Annotated in this window: 13 protein-coding genes; 12 read left to right on the forward strand and 1 reads right to left on the reverse strand. The window is 38.3% G+C overall.

Annotation, left to right across the window (positions count from 1 at the left end):
- Positions 1–193: 193 nt before the first annotated feature.
- Complete coding sequence (locus tag ACQKII_RS14575; RefSeq protein WP_427460397.1) at positions 194–724, reverse strand: DUF2529 family protein; 531 nt, start codon at positions 722–724, stop codon at positions 194–196.
- Between the two features lie 157 nt (positions 725–881).
- Here ACQKII_RS14575 and ACQKII_RS14580 point away from each other — a divergent pair, with 157 nt between their 5' ends.
- From ACQKII_RS14580 to ACQKII_RS14635, 12 genes are all read left to right on the forward strand, one after another.
- Positions 882–1,256, forward strand: coding sequence for a response regulator (locus ACQKII_RS14580; protein ID WP_427460400.1), 375 nt, complete (start codon positions 882–884; stop codon positions 1,254–1,256).
- Between the two features lie 335 nt (positions 1,257–1,591).
- Positions 1,592–2,446 (forward strand): class II fructose-bisphosphate aldolase, encoded by an 855-nt coding sequence (locus ACQKII_RS14585; RefSeq protein WP_427460402.1) that lies wholly within the window; start codon positions 1,592–1,594, stop codon positions 2,444–2,446.
- A gap of 151 nt (positions 2,447–2,597) precedes the next feature.
- Positions 2,598–3,248, forward strand: a complete 651-nt coding sequence (gene fsa, locus ACQKII_RS14590) for a fructose-6-phosphate aldolase (protein WP_427460404.1) — start codon at positions 2,598–2,600, stop codon at positions 3,246–3,248.
- A gap of 60 nt (positions 3,249–3,308) precedes the next feature.
- Positions 3,309–4,595: a UDP-N-acetylglucosamine 1-carboxyvinyltransferase gene (locus ACQKII_RS14595; RefSeq protein WP_427460406.1), complete on the forward strand. Its 1,287-nt coding sequence runs from the start codon at positions 3,309–3,311 to the stop codon at positions 4,593–4,595.
- Positions 4,596–4,690: 95 nt separating this feature from the next.
- Positions 4,691–5,647 (forward strand): class II fructose-bisphosphatase, encoded by a 957-nt coding sequence (glpX, locus tag ACQKII_RS14600; protein ID WP_010857967.1) that lies wholly within the window; start codon positions 4,691–4,693, stop codon positions 5,645–5,647.
- A gap of 332 nt (positions 5,648–5,979) precedes the next feature.
- Complete coding sequence (rho, locus tag ACQKII_RS14605; protein WP_427460408.1) at positions 5,980–7,263, forward strand: transcription termination factor Rho; 1,284 nt, start codon at positions 5,980–5,982, stop codon at positions 7,261–7,263.
- Positions 7,264–7,389: 126 nt separating this feature from the next.
- Positions 7,390–9,300, forward strand: a complete 1,911-nt coding sequence (locus ACQKII_RS14610) for a helix-turn-helix domain-containing protein (RefSeq protein WP_427460410.1) — start codon at positions 7,390–7,392, stop codon at positions 9,298–9,300.
- A 363-nt stretch (positions 9,301–9,663) separates the two neighbouring features.
- Positions 9,664–11,388, forward strand: coding sequence for an ABC transporter ATP-binding protein (locus tag ACQKII_RS14615; protein WP_427460412.1), 1,725 nt, complete (start codon positions 9,664–9,666; stop codon positions 11,386–11,388).
- 111 nt (positions 11,389–11,499) lie between these two features.
- Positions 11,500–12,303: an ABC transporter ATP-binding protein gene (locus tag ACQKII_RS14620; RefSeq protein ID WP_427460414.1), complete on the forward strand. Its 804-nt coding sequence runs from the start codon at positions 11,500–11,502 to the stop codon at positions 12,301–12,303.
- Between the two features lie 202 nt (positions 12,304–12,505).
- Positions 12,506–13,561, forward strand: a complete 1,056-nt coding sequence (locus tag ACQKII_RS14625; RefSeq protein WP_427460416.1) for a FecCD family ABC transporter permease — start codon at positions 12,506–12,508, stop codon at positions 13,559–13,561.
- Positions 13,558–14,595, forward strand: coding sequence for a FecCD family ABC transporter permease (locus tag ACQKII_RS14630; RefSeq protein ID WP_427460418.1), 1,038 nt, complete (start codon positions 13,558–13,560; stop codon positions 14,593–14,595). The genes ACQKII_RS14625 and ACQKII_RS14630 overlap by 4 nt, the downstream gene beginning before the upstream one ends.
- Before the next feature lie 497 nt (positions 14,596–15,092).
- On the forward strand, positions 15,093–16,142 hold the full coding sequence (locus ACQKII_RS14635) for an NAD(P)/FAD-dependent oxidoreductase (protein ID WP_427460421.1): 1,050 nt from the start codon (positions 15,093–15,095) through the stop codon (positions 16,140–16,142).
- Positions 16,143–16,220 lie beyond the last annotated feature (78 nt).

The following is a 16,220-nucleotide window of genomic DNA, read 5'->3' on the forward strand; positions in this document are numbered from 1 at the left end:
CGCAGGCGTCTACGCGGAATTTCACCTAGATAACAAAAATAGCATGCTAGGCGTACTGAGTACTCCTAGCATACTATTTTCACTTTTGGGACAGCTCCTTCATTTTTAGAGCTATGGCGTGTAGTTGTACTTACGTTGCGGGTAGAAACTATATTTCACGGATATTCATCCACAATCCACATATACTAGGCACTTAAAGCTCCTCTTCATCGAGTCCGAGCATTTCATCATAAGCGATTTTCACAGCCTCATAGATAAAAAGAGCTGCCATTGCATGTGGTACAACAATGCGTTCACCTAAATCATTAGGTAGTAAGCCACCGCGTATACGAGTGGATATATATGTATACGCTAAATCAGCTAAAAGATTTTCAGTAGTAGCGACTTCACTAGCGACTGCTGCAAATGGAATAAAGCTATTGTTCAATTTTTGTGCTAATGCTAATGCATCCTTATCCTGTGCATTACGTGTAAAGATACACAATCGATCAGCTTCACTCACGACAGTATTATTGGTCCACGGTTGTAGCTTAGCAAAATGTTCAACACCTTGAAGTGCATTTAATTCGACAACTTGCATTTCACCAAAGCAAGCAAAATAAACATTGCCTTCCCCAATACCAGCTTGTGCAAGTAATCTTGCTGTTTCTTCAATAGCTTCCTCTTCACTTTGTGTTATTCTTTGAAGAAGTCCACTTAGTTGAGTTGTTAGAATTTTCGACATGGTTCCCACCTCAATCAATATTATATGGTTGAAAGAAGTATAAAGCAAAAGTAGATAATTTATAATACTAGAAGGTATTAAGATTTTAAAGGAGAATTATACATATTATAGGATGTTTTTGTGCAAGAATAATAATTCAAAAAGGGCGGAATGAAATGTGAAACGATTACTAATTGTCGATGATCAGCAAGGCATTCGTTTGCTTTTAAATGAAGTGTTAAAAAAGGAAGGTTACATTACATATTTAGCAGCGAATGGCGTGGAGGCACTACGTTATGCAGAAGAGGAAGCAATTGATTGTGTATTACTAGACATGAAGATTCCTGGAATGGATGGCATTGAAATTTTAAAGCATTTAAAAGAAAAGTGGCCCCAAATCCCGGTCTTTATGATGACTGCTTATGGTGAATTAAATGTTGTTCAGGAGGCCTTAGAATTAGGAGCAATTCGTTACTTTACAAAACCTTTTGATATTTTTGAAGTGCGTGACGAGGTCAATAAAACATTAAAGGGTCAAACTAACAGGCAGTGAACACCGCCTGTTTTTCAATGTTATAACATTATGGACACAGTACACAACGTTTGCACTGCGCTTTCGGTCCAGAAAACATTGGCGCTGTCGCTACGTTGCACTACGCTTACGCGCTGAAAATAGAGAACGCTGAAAATACTATTGAGTTAGTACCTGCCGCTACGTTGCACTACGCTTTCGGTCCAGAAAACATTGGCGCTGTCGCTACGTCGCCACTTCGCTTACGCGCTGAAAATAGAGAACGCTGAAAATACTTTTCAGCGTTCTCTATTTTTGCTATGATTGAGTAGCACATTTATGTATAAAGAATAGTCCTATAAGGGAGGATTTTTAGTATGGCATTAGTATCGATGAAAGAGATGTTAATTAAGGCGAAGGCAGAAGGTTATGCAGTTGGTCAATTCAACATCAACAACCTTGAATGGACGCAAGCAATTTTACAAGCAGCAGAAGAAGAGAAATCACCGGTAATCCTAGGCGTATCTGAAGGCGCGGGTAAATATATGGGCGGTTTTATTGCCGTAGTTCAAATGGTAAAAGGTTTAATGGAATCTTATGGTACAACTGTTCCTGTAGCTATCCATCTTGATCACGGCTCAAGTTTTGATAAGTGTAAAGAAGCAATTGATGCAGGTTTCACTTCTGTTATGATTGATGCTTCACATCATTCATTCGAAGAAAACATCGAAATCACTTCAAAAGTAGTTGAATACGCTCATGCCAAAGGAGTTTCTGTAGAAGCTGAACTTGGAACAGTTGGTGGAGACGAAGACGGTGTAATCGGTGGTATCAATTATGCTGATCCTGAAGAATGCCGTAAAATGGTTGAATTAACTGATATCGACTGCCTAGCACCAGCACTTGGCTCTGTACATGGTCCTTACAAAGGTGAACCTAACCTAGGCTTCAAAGAAATGGAAGAAATCTCAAATTTAGCAGATCTTCCGTTAGTATTACATGGTGGTACAGGTATCCCAACAAAAGATATTCAACGCTCGATTTCATTAGGTACAGCAAAAATTAACGTCAATACTGAAAATCAAATCGCTGCAACAAAAGTTATCCGCGAAGTCCTTGACAATGATAAAGTTGTTTATGACCCTCGTAAATTCTTAGCACCAGCACGTGAGGCGATTAAAACAACAGTTATTGGTAAAATTCGCGAATTCGGCAGTGCACAAAAAGCATAATTTTTGCAACTAATATGATACAAAAGCATAGATGAATACACATAATAAGAGAAGTGTTGATGCTTGTAGTCGACCTTCTCTTGTTTTTGAAATAGCATATTTTTAACAGATATTTAATAATTTAAGAAAATAGGGTTTGGGAGGAAATAATATGAAATTTTTTATTGATACAGCTAACTTTGATGAGATTAAAGAAGCACATGCATGGGGTATTTTATCGGGTGTTACGACTAACCCTTCATTGGTTGCTAAAGAAGAAAATGTATCATTCCACGATCGTCTACGCGAGATTGCAGAGCTTGTAGATGGTTCAGTAAGTGGGGAAGTTATTGCATTAGATGCTGAAGGTATGATTAAAGAAGGTCTAGAATTGGCTGAGATTGCACCAAATATCACAGTTAAATTACCAATGACACCAGCTGGCTTAGAAGCATGTCGTTTCTTTGCAAACAAAGGCATCAAAACAAATGTAACTTTAATCTTTAGTGCAAACCAAGCGTTAATGGCCGCTCGTGCAGGTGCTACCTATGTATCACCATTTATCGGTCGTTTAGATGATATTGGTCAAAATGGTGTAGAACTTATTGAGACTATTGCAGATATTTTCACAATTCATACTATCGACACGCAAATTATCGCAGCTTCAATTCGTCATCCGCAACACGTAACGGCAGCAGCACTTGCTGGGGCGCATATTTCAACCACTCCATATAAAGTATTAAAGCAGCTTTTCCACCATCCATTAACGGAAAAAGGAATTGAAGGATTTTTAGCGGATTGGAATAAGAGAAAAGGCGAATAATAAGATTATAAAGTGAGCCAGACGCAAAAATTACTTTCCAATCATGAGGGAGAACGCAAAATGGATGTATACAAAATTACGGGCGAGAATCGTCTTAAAGGTACAATTAAAGTTAGTGGTGCAAAAAATAGTGCGGTCGCCTTAATTCCAGCATCAATTTTGGCGAACTCTCCAGTGACTATTGGAGGGATACCAGAAATTTCAGATGCTTGGACATTGAAGGCGTTATTAGAAGAGATTGGCGGAGAGGTGACTTTTGAAGACGGTAAAATGATTATTGATCCGTCCGATATGATTGCACTGCCATTGCCGAATGGTAACGTGAAAAAGCTTCGTGCTTCTTATTATTTAATGGGGGCAATGCTTGGTCGTTTTAAGAAAGCAGTGATTGGTTTACCTGGAGGCTGTTTCCTAGGACCACGACCAATCGATCAGCATATTAAAGGTTTTGAGGCACTTGGAGCTAAAATTACAAATGAGCATGGAGCGATCTATTTACGTGCAGATGAATTGATTGGCGCAAAAATTTATTTAGACGTTGCAAGCGTTGGGGCAACAATTAATATTATGTTGGCCGCTGTACGTGCAAAAGGGCGTACAATTATTGAAAATGCGGCGAAGGAGCCTGAAATCATTGATGTTGCAACACTTCTAACAAACATGGGTGCCAATATTAAAGGCGCTGGTACGAGTGTTATTCGTATTGACGGAGTTGATGAGCTTCATGGCACAGAGCATACAATTATTCCTGATCGTATTGAAGCGGCAACTTTTATGATTATGGCGGCGGCAGTTGGCGATGGCATGACAATTGATAATGTAATTCCACTACATCTAGAGGCAATTACAGCAAAGCTTCGTGAAATGGGTGTGAAGATTGAAATAGGCGAGGAAAGTATTTATATTCCGAAAACCAACCTTACAACATTGCAAGCAGTTGATGTCAAGACATTAGTGTATCCTGGGTTCCCTACAGATATTCAGCAGCCACTTTCTGTTTTGATGTCACAGGCATTCGGTTCTTCAAAAGTAACAGACACAATATATACAGCCCGTTTTAAGCATATAGATGAACTTCGTCGTATGAATGCAAATGCACGTGTTGAAGGAAATACAGCGATTATTTCCGGTCCCAATAAATTACATGGCTCAAATGTGACAGCGACAGATCTTCGCGCTGGTGCAGCTTTAGTATTAGCTGGATTACTAGCTGAAGGTGAAACTGAAATTCACGATATCTATCACATTGAACGAGGCTATAGCTCACTTATTGAAAAATTACGTGATTTAGGCGCAGATATTCGACGTGAGACAATAATGGTCGGGGTAGCAGAGCTAAAGGAATAATGTGTGGTAAAAGTTTTGAGCCAATTATGTTACAATAGAGGTAATTTGAATGTTTCGGCGAATGAAATATGCCGATAACGGGAGGAAAAACAACAATGGAACGTAGTTTATCGATGGAAGTAGTACGAGTAACAGAGGCAGCAGCAATCGCATCCGGGAAATGGATGGGTCGCGGTTTGAAAATTGAGGCAGATGATGCAGCAACGACAGCAATGCGCTCAATGTTCGATACAATTCCAATGCATGCTACAGTAGTAATTGGTGAGGGTGAAATGGACGAAGCGCCAATGCTTTATATTGGAGAAGAGCTTGGCCTTCGTAATGGTGGTCCACAAGTAGATATTGCAGTTGACCCTTTAGAAGGTACGAATATTGTAGCTAAAGGTACGAATGGTGCAATGACAGTACTTGCTATTGCAGATAAAGGCAATCTATTAAATGCACCTGATATGTACATGGAGAAAATTGCAGTAGGACCAGAAGCGGCAGGGAAAGTTGATATTAATGCATCTGTTACTTATAATTTATTACAAGTAGCAAAGGCAAAAAATAAAGATATTTCAGACGTGGTTGCTACTCTATTAGATCGTCCACGCCATCAAGCAATTGTAGATGAAATTCGTGAAGCTGGAGCTCGAATTAAATTTATCCAAGATGGCGATGTTGGGGCAGCCATTAACACCGCTTTCGATGAAACAGGCATTGACATTATGTTCGGAATGGGCGGTGCACCAGAAGGTGTTATTTCTGCGGTTGCATTAAAATGCCTTGGCGGAGACTTCCAAGCGAAACTAGTGCCAGAAGACGAGGAACAGTTGGAGCGTTGCAAAAAAATGGGCGTAGATGTTGAAAAAGTTCTTTATTTAGATGACCTAGTAAAAGGGGACGATGCAATTTTTGCAGCAACAGCTGTAACAGATTGCGAGCTTTTAAAAGGAGTTCAGTATAAAGGTGCCTATGCATTAACACATTCAGTAGTTATGCGAGCAAAATCAGGTACTGTTCGTTTTGTAGAAGGTCGTCACGCTCTTGAGAAAAAACCTAGCTATTAATAATAATTTCTTCTAAAATATACCTAGCGCATCTTTTTTGCGCTAGGTAACTTCTTCTTAATTTAAACCATCCCATAGTTTTATAAGGCAATGTTATACTTTAATGTTTTGTATGGTTGATTGGAGAGTAACTGTAGCTCAACTCCTAAGGAATTAGCAGTGAAGCTAAGATCTTGCACGGAGCGCAAAGCGGCTTAGCTAGCCTCTATCCCAGGAAATCGAGCGTATTACAGGTACGGATATCAACCGTTTTAACATAGCCTTTCGTAAAAAAACTTCAATGATAACCCCCACAAAAGCAATATATTTTGAAAAAGACTGGAGTTGTGCATATGTCTGCATTGACAATCGCTCAATTAGAAAACATGACGTTAAAAGAGCTTTACGCCCTCGCACGCCAATATAAAATTTCATATTATAGCAAGCTAACAAAAAAAGAATTAATTTTTGCTATTTTGAAAACGCGTTCAGAACAAGAGGGTTATTTTTTCATGGAGGGAGTACTTGAAATTGTATCGCAGGAGGGCTTTGGTTTCCTTCGTCCAATTAACTACTCTCCAAGTAAAGAGGATATTTATATTTCGGCTTCTCAGATTAGACGTTTTGACCTACGTAACGGGGACAAGGTATCTGGAAAGGTGCGTCCACCGAAAGAAAACGAACGTTATTACGGTCTGCTACAAGTGGATGCTGTAAATGGCGAAGATCCAGAAGTAGCGAAAGAACGTGTCCATTTCCCGGCTTTGACGCCGTTATATCCTGATCGACAAATCAAGCTTGAAACAACACAGCAAAATTTATCGACTCGTATTATGGATTTAGTGGCACCAGTAGGTTTTGGACAGCGTGGTTTAATTGTTGCGCCTCCAAAAGCAGGTAAAACATCGTTACTAAAAGAAATTGCCAACTCAATTACGACGAATTATCCAGAAGCAGAGTTAATTGTATTACTTATTGACGAACGTCCTGAGGAAGTAACAGATATTGAACGTTCTGTGAATGCAGATGTAGTTAGTTCTACTTTCGATGAGGTACCAGAAAATCACGTAAAGGTTGCAGAAATAGTTTTAGAGCGTGCGCGCCGTTTAGTTGAGCATAAACGTGACGTAATTATTTTAATGGATTCCATTACTCGTTTAGCACGTGCTTATAACTTAGTTATTCCACCAAGTGGTCGTACACTATCAGGTGGTATTGACCCTGCTGCTTTCCATAGACCTAAACGTTTCTTCGGTTCTGCCCGTAATATTGAAGAAGGTGGTAGCTTAACAATTCTAGCTACGGCTTTAGTCGATACTGGCTCAAGAATGGACGAAGTCATCTATGAAGAATTTAAAGGTACAGGGAATTTAGAGCTTCACCTAGATCGTCAATTAGCAGAGCGTCGTATTTTCCCTGCGCTTGATATTCGTCGTTCAGGTACACGAAAAGAAGAGCTACTTCTTGAACCGGAACAACTTGAAAAGCTATGGGCAATTCGTAAAACATTCTCGGATTCTTCTGATTTTTCGGAGCGTTTCTTGAAAAAGTTACGCACAACAAAATCAAACGAAGAATTTTTCGAGAAGTTAAATGAGGATATGAAGAAAGCTACTAAAGGTAAGGGTTTACTATAACAATTAAGAATCACCATTGACTAGATTTAGTTAATGGTGATTTTTTTGTTTTAAAAGTCTAATTGAAATTGATAATCGTTATCAATATAATGAAGATATACTATTACATTTCAAAAGGAGAAAGATATGAATTATGAGGCGTATATGCTTCTTTGGGAGAACACATATATCAAACTGAAGCAGTTTGAATATATAAATAATACTGATATACAAATAAATACGATAGTGAATCATAGCACATTACTAGTCATCACAGAGGGCGAGGCAGAGGTCTTAATTGGAGATCAACCTTATCTAATACAACGCTTTAGTATTTTCCATATTGGAAAGTCTCAATCACTAAATATAAAAGCAAAGGATAGCATCAGCTATTACATGATGCACTATAAAGGCGATGTTATTTACGCAGACGCCTTTTTACAGCATTTATACATGCAGTTTCAACCTTTTCAAACGGATTTCACCTGTGTACCAGCAAATGCTTTAGGCATTCATATGTTACTTCAAGACATGTACGATAAATGGAAAACAAGCTCTATCCAGGACCATCTATCAGTAAAGGCTTCTTTTTATGAACTCATCTATCGTATTTTTCAAGAGTTGCATGAAGGATTGGGGAAGCCACATGAAATGGATAAAGTAGAAGCGGCACGTCTCTATTTAGAACAACATATTCATGAGCCGGTTGCTATCCAGACACTTGCAGATTCGCTCAAAATTAGTACACGACATCTTTTGCGTACTTTTAAGGAGCGTTATGGTATTGGTCCACAAATTTATTTGCAGCAACTTCGAATTGAACGTGCCAAGCACTATCTATTGTCCAATCATTATGGCATCAGAGAAATAGCGATATCACTTGGCTATGAAGATGAATATTATTTTAGTCGAGCCTTTAAAAAGGAAACAACTATGGCACCTAGTATTTTTAGGCGGAAATATACATCCGGTATGTCCGAATTAGCTATTACAAATGAGAATCGTTTTCAATACAATGAGAATCAGCTCGCGCAAGCAATACGATTTGAGAGTAGGGAAAATGATTTCATGATGAAGAAAATGATGAAACACATAAAGATGCCTTTTTTGTTGGGTCTAATGGTATTACTTGCAGCATGTGGTGATGATACGTCTCAAACAGCTGATAACAAAGAAGGTACGCCTAAGACTGAAGAATCTACAATTCGAACAGTCACAGATGATAGTGGCCGAGAAGTTGAAATTCCAGTAAAAGCAGAAAGAATAGTGACAGATTGGTATCTTGGTCAGATTCTAGCGTTAGATGTTGTACCAGTAGGAGCAGTTACAGCTAATTTAGACTATGCTGCGTTTTTAAAACCTTATTATAAAGATGGGGAAATTAACAATATTGGAACAGACGGTAATACTTCTTTGGAGAAGATTTTAGAATTAAAACCAGATTTAATCATTACCTGGAATAAAGAAGATGTAGAAAAATACGAAAAAATAGCACCAACAATCGTGTTTTCTGAATCAGCCCATAAAACAGCAGCCGATGAAATCAAAGCAATGGGTGAATATCTTGGCAGACAAGCAGAGGCAGATGCATTTGTAAAAGATTTCGATAATCGTATAGCTAACGCACAAAACAAAATAAATGCTGCAATACCTGAAGGGGCAACCTTTACTATTTTTGATCTATTTGAAAAAAATGCCACAATCGTGGGGAATAATAGCGTGTCAGGTGGCCGAGCATTATACCAAATACTTACCATGAAGCCACAAGAGAAAGTGCAAGAACTGTTTGATACGCAAGAATCTGGTGGTGGGCGCTATGATATCTCCTATGAAGTGGTCGGTGACTACATTGGTGATTATGTATTTCTCATAAATTTCTTTAATAAGGGTGGAGAATTTCCATCAACATGGACAAATTTAGATATTGTGAAAAATAATAAAATAATTGATTTAGCGCCAGAGTATTATTTTGCCTCTGATCCACTTTCGGGTTTACATCAAGCTGAGGATATGGCTAATAAAATAGTAGAATTTACAGAGTCTCAAAAAAATAAATAAACAATGACAGTAGCAATCTACATATAGTGGAGAAAAATAATAATGGTAATAAAATTGAATATTCTTTAATCAGATATATTATCCGCAATAGATTTTGAGAAGCAATGGCTGCCAATTGTAGAAAAAGCGAAATCAAAGCAATAAACAAATATTTCGAGAGATGGGCTACCTGATGTATTGTCGGGTAGCTCATTTACTAGACTATTAAATAATAGCGTAAATTTCGTTGTAGTTATTCAAATAGATTGCAATATTAGGAAGTATTGTATATCTTAAATAAGAATGATAATCATTATCGATCGTTGTAAGAATACAATAATCAGTTATTTGATATAAGTATTTAAAAAATGGGAGGTCTCATCAATGTTATTACAACGTTTCTTTTCTTATTACAGGCCATATAAGGGGCTATTTATACTAGATTTTTCTTGTGCTATAATAGCGGCCCTCATCGAGCTAGCTTTTCCATTGGTATTAAATAAGGTGATTGATGATATCCTTCCTGACGGTGAATTAAAGTGGATTGTAATGGCGAGTTTGCTGTTGTTCTTGTTATACATATTCAATTCGATTTTAGATTTTATTGTGTCCTATTGGGGACATATGTTAGGAATCAATATCGAAACAGATATGCGAAAGGAATCGTTCAGTCATGTACAAAAACTTTCGTTTCGATATTTCGATAATAACAAAACAGGCCATCTTGTCTCACGACTAACAAACGATTTAATGGATATTGGAGAGCTTGCTCATCATGGTCCAGAGGATATGTTTATTGCTGCAATGACGATTATTGGTACTTTCGGCGTAATGTTTTACATTGATCCAACCTTCACACTACTTATTTTTATTCTAGTACCAATCATTCTGTTACTCACAATAATTTTTGGCAAGCTTATGTCAAAAGCATTCCGTCAAATGTTTGGAGATATTGCAGATTTTAACGCACGTGTAGAAAACAATGTAAGTGGTATCCGTGTTGTACAAGCTTTTACAAATGAAGAACATGAAATTAAGCGCTTCAAGGTCAATAATAATCGATTCAGAGCGACTAAACTATTTTCTTATAAAGTAATGGCATGGAATGAAGCCATTTCAGGCATTTTAACAAAGGTTTTATCATTATTCACACTTTTTGTGGGTGCGTACTTTGTTTTACAGGGGCAGTTAACAAATGGTGAGTTTATCGCTTTCATCTTATTATCAGGTATCCTTTTAGGGCCTATTAATAAAATTAATATGTTTATAGAAACTTACCCTAGAGGGATGGCTGGCTTTAAACGATATATTGATTTCCTTGAAACAGCACCAGAAATTGCTGATCGCCCAGAGGCGAAGGCTATTGAGGTCATTGAAGGAGACATCACATTTAGTCATGTATCTTTTGGCTATACCGATAAGGAACGCACCTTAAATAATATTAATCTTCAGGTGCGCCCAGGTGAAACGGTTGCACTTGTTGGTCCATCTGGAGCAGGTAAATCAACCATCTGTAGTCTGTTACCCCGTTTTTACGAGGTAAGTGAAGGGGCTATTAAGATTGACGGCATTGATATACGAGATTTCAAGCTACAATCTCTTCGTGGTCATATTGGGATTGTACAGCAAGATGTGTTCTTGTTTGATGGAACGATTCGAGAAAATATTGCTTACGGTGATTTAGAGGCCAGTGAAGAAGATATTTGGCATGCGGCAAGGCGTGCACAGCTAGAGGAAGTTATTAATGCCTTACCAGAGGGCATAGACACTTTAATTGGCGAACGTGGAGTCAAGCTATCAGGAGGTCAAAAGCAACGACTATCCATTGCACGTATCTTCCTGAAAAACCCAAAAATCTTGATTTTGGATGAGGCAACCTCTGCATTAGATACAGAAACAGAGCAGGCAATTCAACAGGCATTACATGAACTATCCATAGGGCGTACAACATTAGTCATTGCACACCGTTTAGCAACAATAAAAGACGCTGATCGTATCGTTGTTGTGTCGAAGAAGGGCATTATTGAGGAAGGGACACATGATGAATTAATGAATATACAAAATGCTTATTATGGTCTTTATACAGCACAATTTGGTTTGCAAATTTAATTTTACTAATAAATGTGTTTAACCATAGTGTAGAAATGGTGGTGATGTTTTCACCTTTCTACACCTTTATCTATAAATCAATTTAATCCTAAAAGGGAAAGGGAGTTTAATATGACAGTCCTTGAACTAGAGCATGTTGCCATAGGTTACTCATCGACATTAATTGTGGAGGACTTAAGTGTAGCGATTCCAAAAGGGCAAATATCTACAATTATCGGTCCGAATGGCTGTGGAAAATCTACATTATTAAAGGCTGTGGCACGTGTCCTCAGAACACAAGAAGGCGCTGTATATTTGGATGGAAAAGCAATTCACCAGCTGAAGACCAAAGAGGTAGCGAAGAGAATGGCGATTCTGCCACAAACAGCAACGGCTCCAGGTGGTTTGACAGTCTTTGAATTAGTATCCTACGGTCGATTTCCACATCAAACAGGCTTTGGCACGTTGCGTAAGGAGGATTTCGAATATATTCATTGGGCTATAGATGTCACAGGGCTAAGAGAATTTAGTGATCGTCCAATTGAGGCATTATCGGGAGGTCAGCGTCAGCGCGTGTGGATTGCAATGGCTTTAGCCCAAGGCACAGATATTCTTATTCTTGACGAACCAACGACCTATTTGGATTTAGCGCATCAGCTAGATATTCTATTATTATTGCAAAAGTTAAATGTAGAAGAAGGACGCACGATTGTTATGGTCTTGCACGACTTAAATCATGCTTCCCGTTTTTCTCAATTTATGATTGCGATGAGAAGCGGACAATTAGTGGTAAATGGTAAACCAGATGAAGTAATGACAAAGGAAAATTTACAAAAAGTATTTAAGATCGATGCGACGATGGCTCTTTGTCCATATAGTAGTAACCCCATTTGCTTATCTTACCAATTATACGAAAAAACAAGTGAAGCTGAGTAACTAAAGTTCCCTTCTCATCATGGGGGGGAGTCCTTTCTTCCCCCATGATGAAAGAGGAACTCAAATTAAGACCGCCACAATCCGTTGAACCGAATTATGGTAAGTGAATGTATGGCTTTACTCAGGAATTCCGTGGTGTAGTCTGATTGCCAGCTAAAAGTGGGATAAAGTTTTAAACGGATAGATATTAAGGAGGAAAAGCATGACTTCGTCAGCAGAAGCAGTAGAAGGGCTCGGAACATTAGAAGAGCTACAAAGACGTTCTCATCCAGTACGTGCTGTTGTGGCACTCATTGTAGGTTTTGTTGGATTACTATTTGCTATAGGTTTGTCCATTTCATTTGGAGCAGCTGATATTTCATTGGGCACTGTATGGGCAGCTGTTTTTCATTTTTCATCAGATTTAACCGCACATCAAATTATTCGTGATATTCGATTGCCACGTGTACTTGGAGCTGCATTAGTAGGTGGCTGCTTTGCGGTGGCGGGCGCTATTATGCAAGGAATGACGCGCAACCCGCTAGCAGACTCAGGTTTGTTAGGTTTAAACTCAGGAGCAGCATTTATGCTTGCAGTATGTTTCGCCTTTTTCCCCGGTTTACCCTATATGTTTTTGATTTTATGGTCATTTGTAGGAGCAGGGTTAGGGGTATTAATTGTTTATGGTATAGGTTCGTTAGCAAAAGGTGGTTTAACACCAATGCGTTTAGTACTTGCAGGAGCAGCAGTTAGTGCACTTCTAGGAGCATTAGGTGAGGGGATTGCACTGTATTATCGTATTGGACAGGATTTAGCTTTTTGGTATGCAGGTGGTGTGTCGGGGACGAAATGGTATCACCTTCAGATATTGTCTCCTTGGATACTTGTCGCTATGATTGGTGCGCTCATACTGTCTCGTTCCATTACGCTCCTTAGCTTAGGAGAAGAAATTGCCATTGGGCTAGGACAGCGCACAGCAGTTATTAAAGTTTGGGGTATGATTGTAGTTCTTATTTTAGCAGGAGCAGCTGTTTCTGTAGTAGGAGCAGTCGGCTTTGTTGGATTAATAATTCCTCATTTAACGAGATACATAGTAGGTCATGATTATCGTTGGATTATTTCTTGTTCGTTAGTGTATGGAGCTTTACTTGTTGTGTTAGCGGATCTCGCTGCTCGTATCATCAATCCACCTTACGAAGCACCAATTGGCGCAATTATTGCCTTTATCGGTGTTCCATTCTTCCTATACCTCGCGCGTAAAGGAGGAAAAGAACTATGAGTCATAATAGTTTTCTAACAGCCAGTCAACAAAAGGCTAGGAAGAAAAATTTCTTTATTTTAAGCATACTAGTGGTGTTAATTGTCATTACGTTTGTGATTAGTATGAATACAGGTGTTATTAAGCTAACACCGATGGAGGTCATACGTACTCTGTTTGGTCAGGGGGATGCACAACAGCAACTAATTTTATATGAATTTAGACTTCCGCGTATTATTATCGCTGTATTGGTTGGTATGGGTTTAGCTGTTTCAGGTGCTATTTTACAAGGGATTTCTAAAAATGCATTAGCGGATCCAGGTATTTTAGGGATAAACGCAGGTGCTGGTTTAGCGGTAATGTTGTTTATTTCGTTCTTCCCAGCTACAACAGCAGCTCCAGTTTACTTGCTACCAGTGTTAGCCTTTGTAGGGGCAGGTTTTACAGCAATTGTCATATATACACTTTCCTATAAACGCCACGAAGGGATTACACCAATGCGTCTATTATTAACAGGAATTGCTGTGGCAGCAGGTATAAGTTCAGCAATGATTGTATTGACGCTCCGTTTATCACCTGAAAATTATCAATTTGTTGCCACATGGTTAGCTGGTAGTATTTGGGGTTCGAATTGGAAATTTGTTTTATCATTGTTACCTTGGTTATTGATATTATTCCCATTCGTTTATGCAAAATCACGAGTATTAAATATTTTGAATTTAGGTGATTTAACAGCAGTTGGCTTAGGCGCTTCCATTGAAAAGGAAAGACGTTGGCTATTAGCGGCATCAGTAGGTCTAGCTGGAGCAAGTGTTTCAGTAAGTGGCGGTATAGGCTTTGTTGGTTTAATTGCACCCCATTTGGCACGTCAGCTCGTTGGGGCAAAACATCAATTTTTACTGCCAGCATCAGCATTAGTAGGAGGGCTACTCGTCTTAATGGCCGATACAATTGGTCGTTCTATTTTAGAGCCTTCGGAAATTCCAGCAGGAATTGTAGTTGCTGTATTAGGAGCACCATATTTCTTATATTTATTAGCACGCATTAAGGAATAAGGTATGAGGCATTTTTTAGTGACTATTATTGAGAATGAATATTATTATCAATGATAGGGGAGATTAATAATGAAAAAAACTAAATATATTTTTTGTAGGTTTTTTTCTTATACTTGTACTGATTCTTGTAGGTTGTAGTAGTAAAGAAGACGCTACTTTCAAAAGGAATTAATCGATACCGGTGAAACGTATAAACAAGTATCTTATGAAGTGTTACCTGAATATGCAGGAGACTATATTTTTCTAGATGAGTCAAAAGGTGCCGCATTAAACAAAGAAGATGCTTTATGGTTATCAATCGACGCAGTGAAAAATAACAAAGTCTTCTATTTAAATCCGGATTGATTTTGGCCATATGATCTGATTGCTGTTCTTGCACAAGTAGAAGAAGTGACAAATATGTTGGTTGAAAAGAAAATAAATGAAAAATAAGATGCGGTGCTTAGTACAAAAACCTGTTAACAAATATGAAAAACATGAAATGAGGTATTTAGTATATGTCGGAAGAACTGTATGATGTAACGATTGTCGGTGGTGGTCCAGCAGGGCTATATACTGCTTTTTATAGTGGTATGCGAGATCTGAAAACAAAAATTATTGAATACAGCTCGCAATTAGGTGGTCGAATGTTAATCTACCCTGAAAAAATGATTTGGGATGTAGGTGGTGTAACACCTATATTAGGCGGACAATTAATCGAACAATTAGTTCAACAGGCGAAAACATTTGATCCAGCAATTGTGTTGAACCAAAAGGTTGAAAATTTAGAAAAGCAAGCAGATGGTACATTTGTTTTGACATCATCGACTGGTGAGAAACATTATTCAAAGACAGTGATTCTAGCCGTTGGTTATGGTGTTCTGGCTATGCAAAAACTAGAGATTGAAGGCGCAGATCGCTTTGAAGTAACCAATTTACATTACACTGTACAAGAATTAGAAGTCTTCCGTAACAAACATGTCCTCATTTCTGGTGGTGGCAATTCAGCTGTTGATTGGGCAAATGAGTTAGAGCAAATTGCGGCAAGTGTAACAATTGTCCATCGCCGTGATGAGTTCGGTGGCCATGAAAAGAATGTTTTAAGAATGCGTGAATCCACAGTAAATGTAAGGACACCATATGAAGTAGTTCAGTTACATGGCGATGAAGATTTGATTAAATACGTCTCGATACAGCATAAAGAAACGGGCGTAATGGAGCGTATTAAGGTTGATGCAGTCATTGTTAATCATGGATTAAAATGTGACTATGGAGCACTAGAAAAATGGGACATCAACATACAAGACGGTGTTGCCATTGTAAATGAAAAGCGAGAAACAAATATTGATGGCCTCTTTGGAGCGGGTGACTTTATAGATCATCCTAGTAAAGTAAGGTTAATAGCTGGGGCATTTACGGATGGTGTATTAGCATTAAATAGTGCAAAACTATATCTAGAGCCTGATGCACCAAAAGTAGCGTATGTTTCGTCGCATAACATTCGTTTCAAGGAACGTAATAAAAAAATCGGATTAGAAGATCATGATTATCGTGAAGTTCGCGGATAAGTATAAGATTGACATTTAAAGCACCTTTTTATCGATTTTCTTTCTTGATATAAAGAAATTATTTATGTTATACTTCTA

It is taken from the genome of Lysinibacillus sp. NPDC048646, assembly GCF_050272295.1.
Taxonomy (GTDB): Bacteria; Bacillota; Bacilli; order Bacillales_A; family Planococcaceae; genus Lysinibacillus.

What these genes read in the sequence shown, in the direction of transcription:
- ACQKII_RS14620 (WP_427460414.1), top strand. Translation starts at nt 11,500, where the DNA reads ATGACAGTCCTTGAACTAGAGCATGTTGCCATAGGTTACTCATCGACA.
- ACQKII_RS14595 (WP_427460406.1), top strand. Translation starts at nt 3,309, where the DNA reads ATGGATGTATACAAAATTACGGGCGAGAATCGTCTTAAAGGTACAATT.
- ACQKII_RS14625 (WP_427460416.1), top strand. Translation starts at nt 12,506, where the DNA reads ATGACTTCGTCAGCAGAAGCAGTAGAAGGGCTCGGAACATTAGAAGAG.
- ACQKII_RS14575 (WP_427460397.1), bottom strand. Translation starts at nt 724, where the DNA reads ATGTCGAAAATTCTAACAACTCAACTAAGTGGACTTCTTCAAAGAATA.
- ACQKII_RS14635 (WP_427460421.1), top strand. Translation starts at nt 15,093, where the DNA reads ATGTCGGAAGAACTGTATGATGTAACGATTGTCGGTGGTGGTCCAGCA.
- fsa (WP_427460404.1), top strand. Translation starts at nt 2,598, where the DNA reads ATGAAATTTTTTATTGATACAGCTAACTTTGATGAGATTAAAGAAGCA.
- ACQKII_RS14630 (WP_427460418.1), top strand. Translation starts at nt 13,558, where the DNA reads ATGAGTCATAATAGTTTTCTAACAGCCAGTCAACAAAAGGCTAGGAAG.
- glpX (WP_010857967.1), top strand. Translation starts at nt 4,691, where the DNA reads ATGGAACGTAGTTTATCGATGGAAGTAGTACGAGTAACAGAGGCAGCA.
- ACQKII_RS14585 (WP_427460402.1), top strand. Translation starts at nt 1,592, where the DNA reads ATGGCATTAGTATCGATGAAAGAGATGTTAATTAAGGCGAAGGCAGAA.
- rho (WP_427460408.1), top strand. Translation starts at nt 5,980, where the DNA reads ATGTCTGCATTGACAATCGCTCAATTAGAAAACATGACGTTAAAAGAG.
- ACQKII_RS14615 (WP_427460412.1), top strand. Translation starts at nt 9,664, where the DNA reads ATGTTATTACAACGTTTCTTTTCTTATTACAGGCCATATAAGGGGCTA.
- ACQKII_RS14610 (WP_427460410.1), top strand. Translation starts at nt 7,390, where the DNA reads ATGAATTATGAGGCGTATATGCTTCTTTGGGAGAACACATATATCAAA.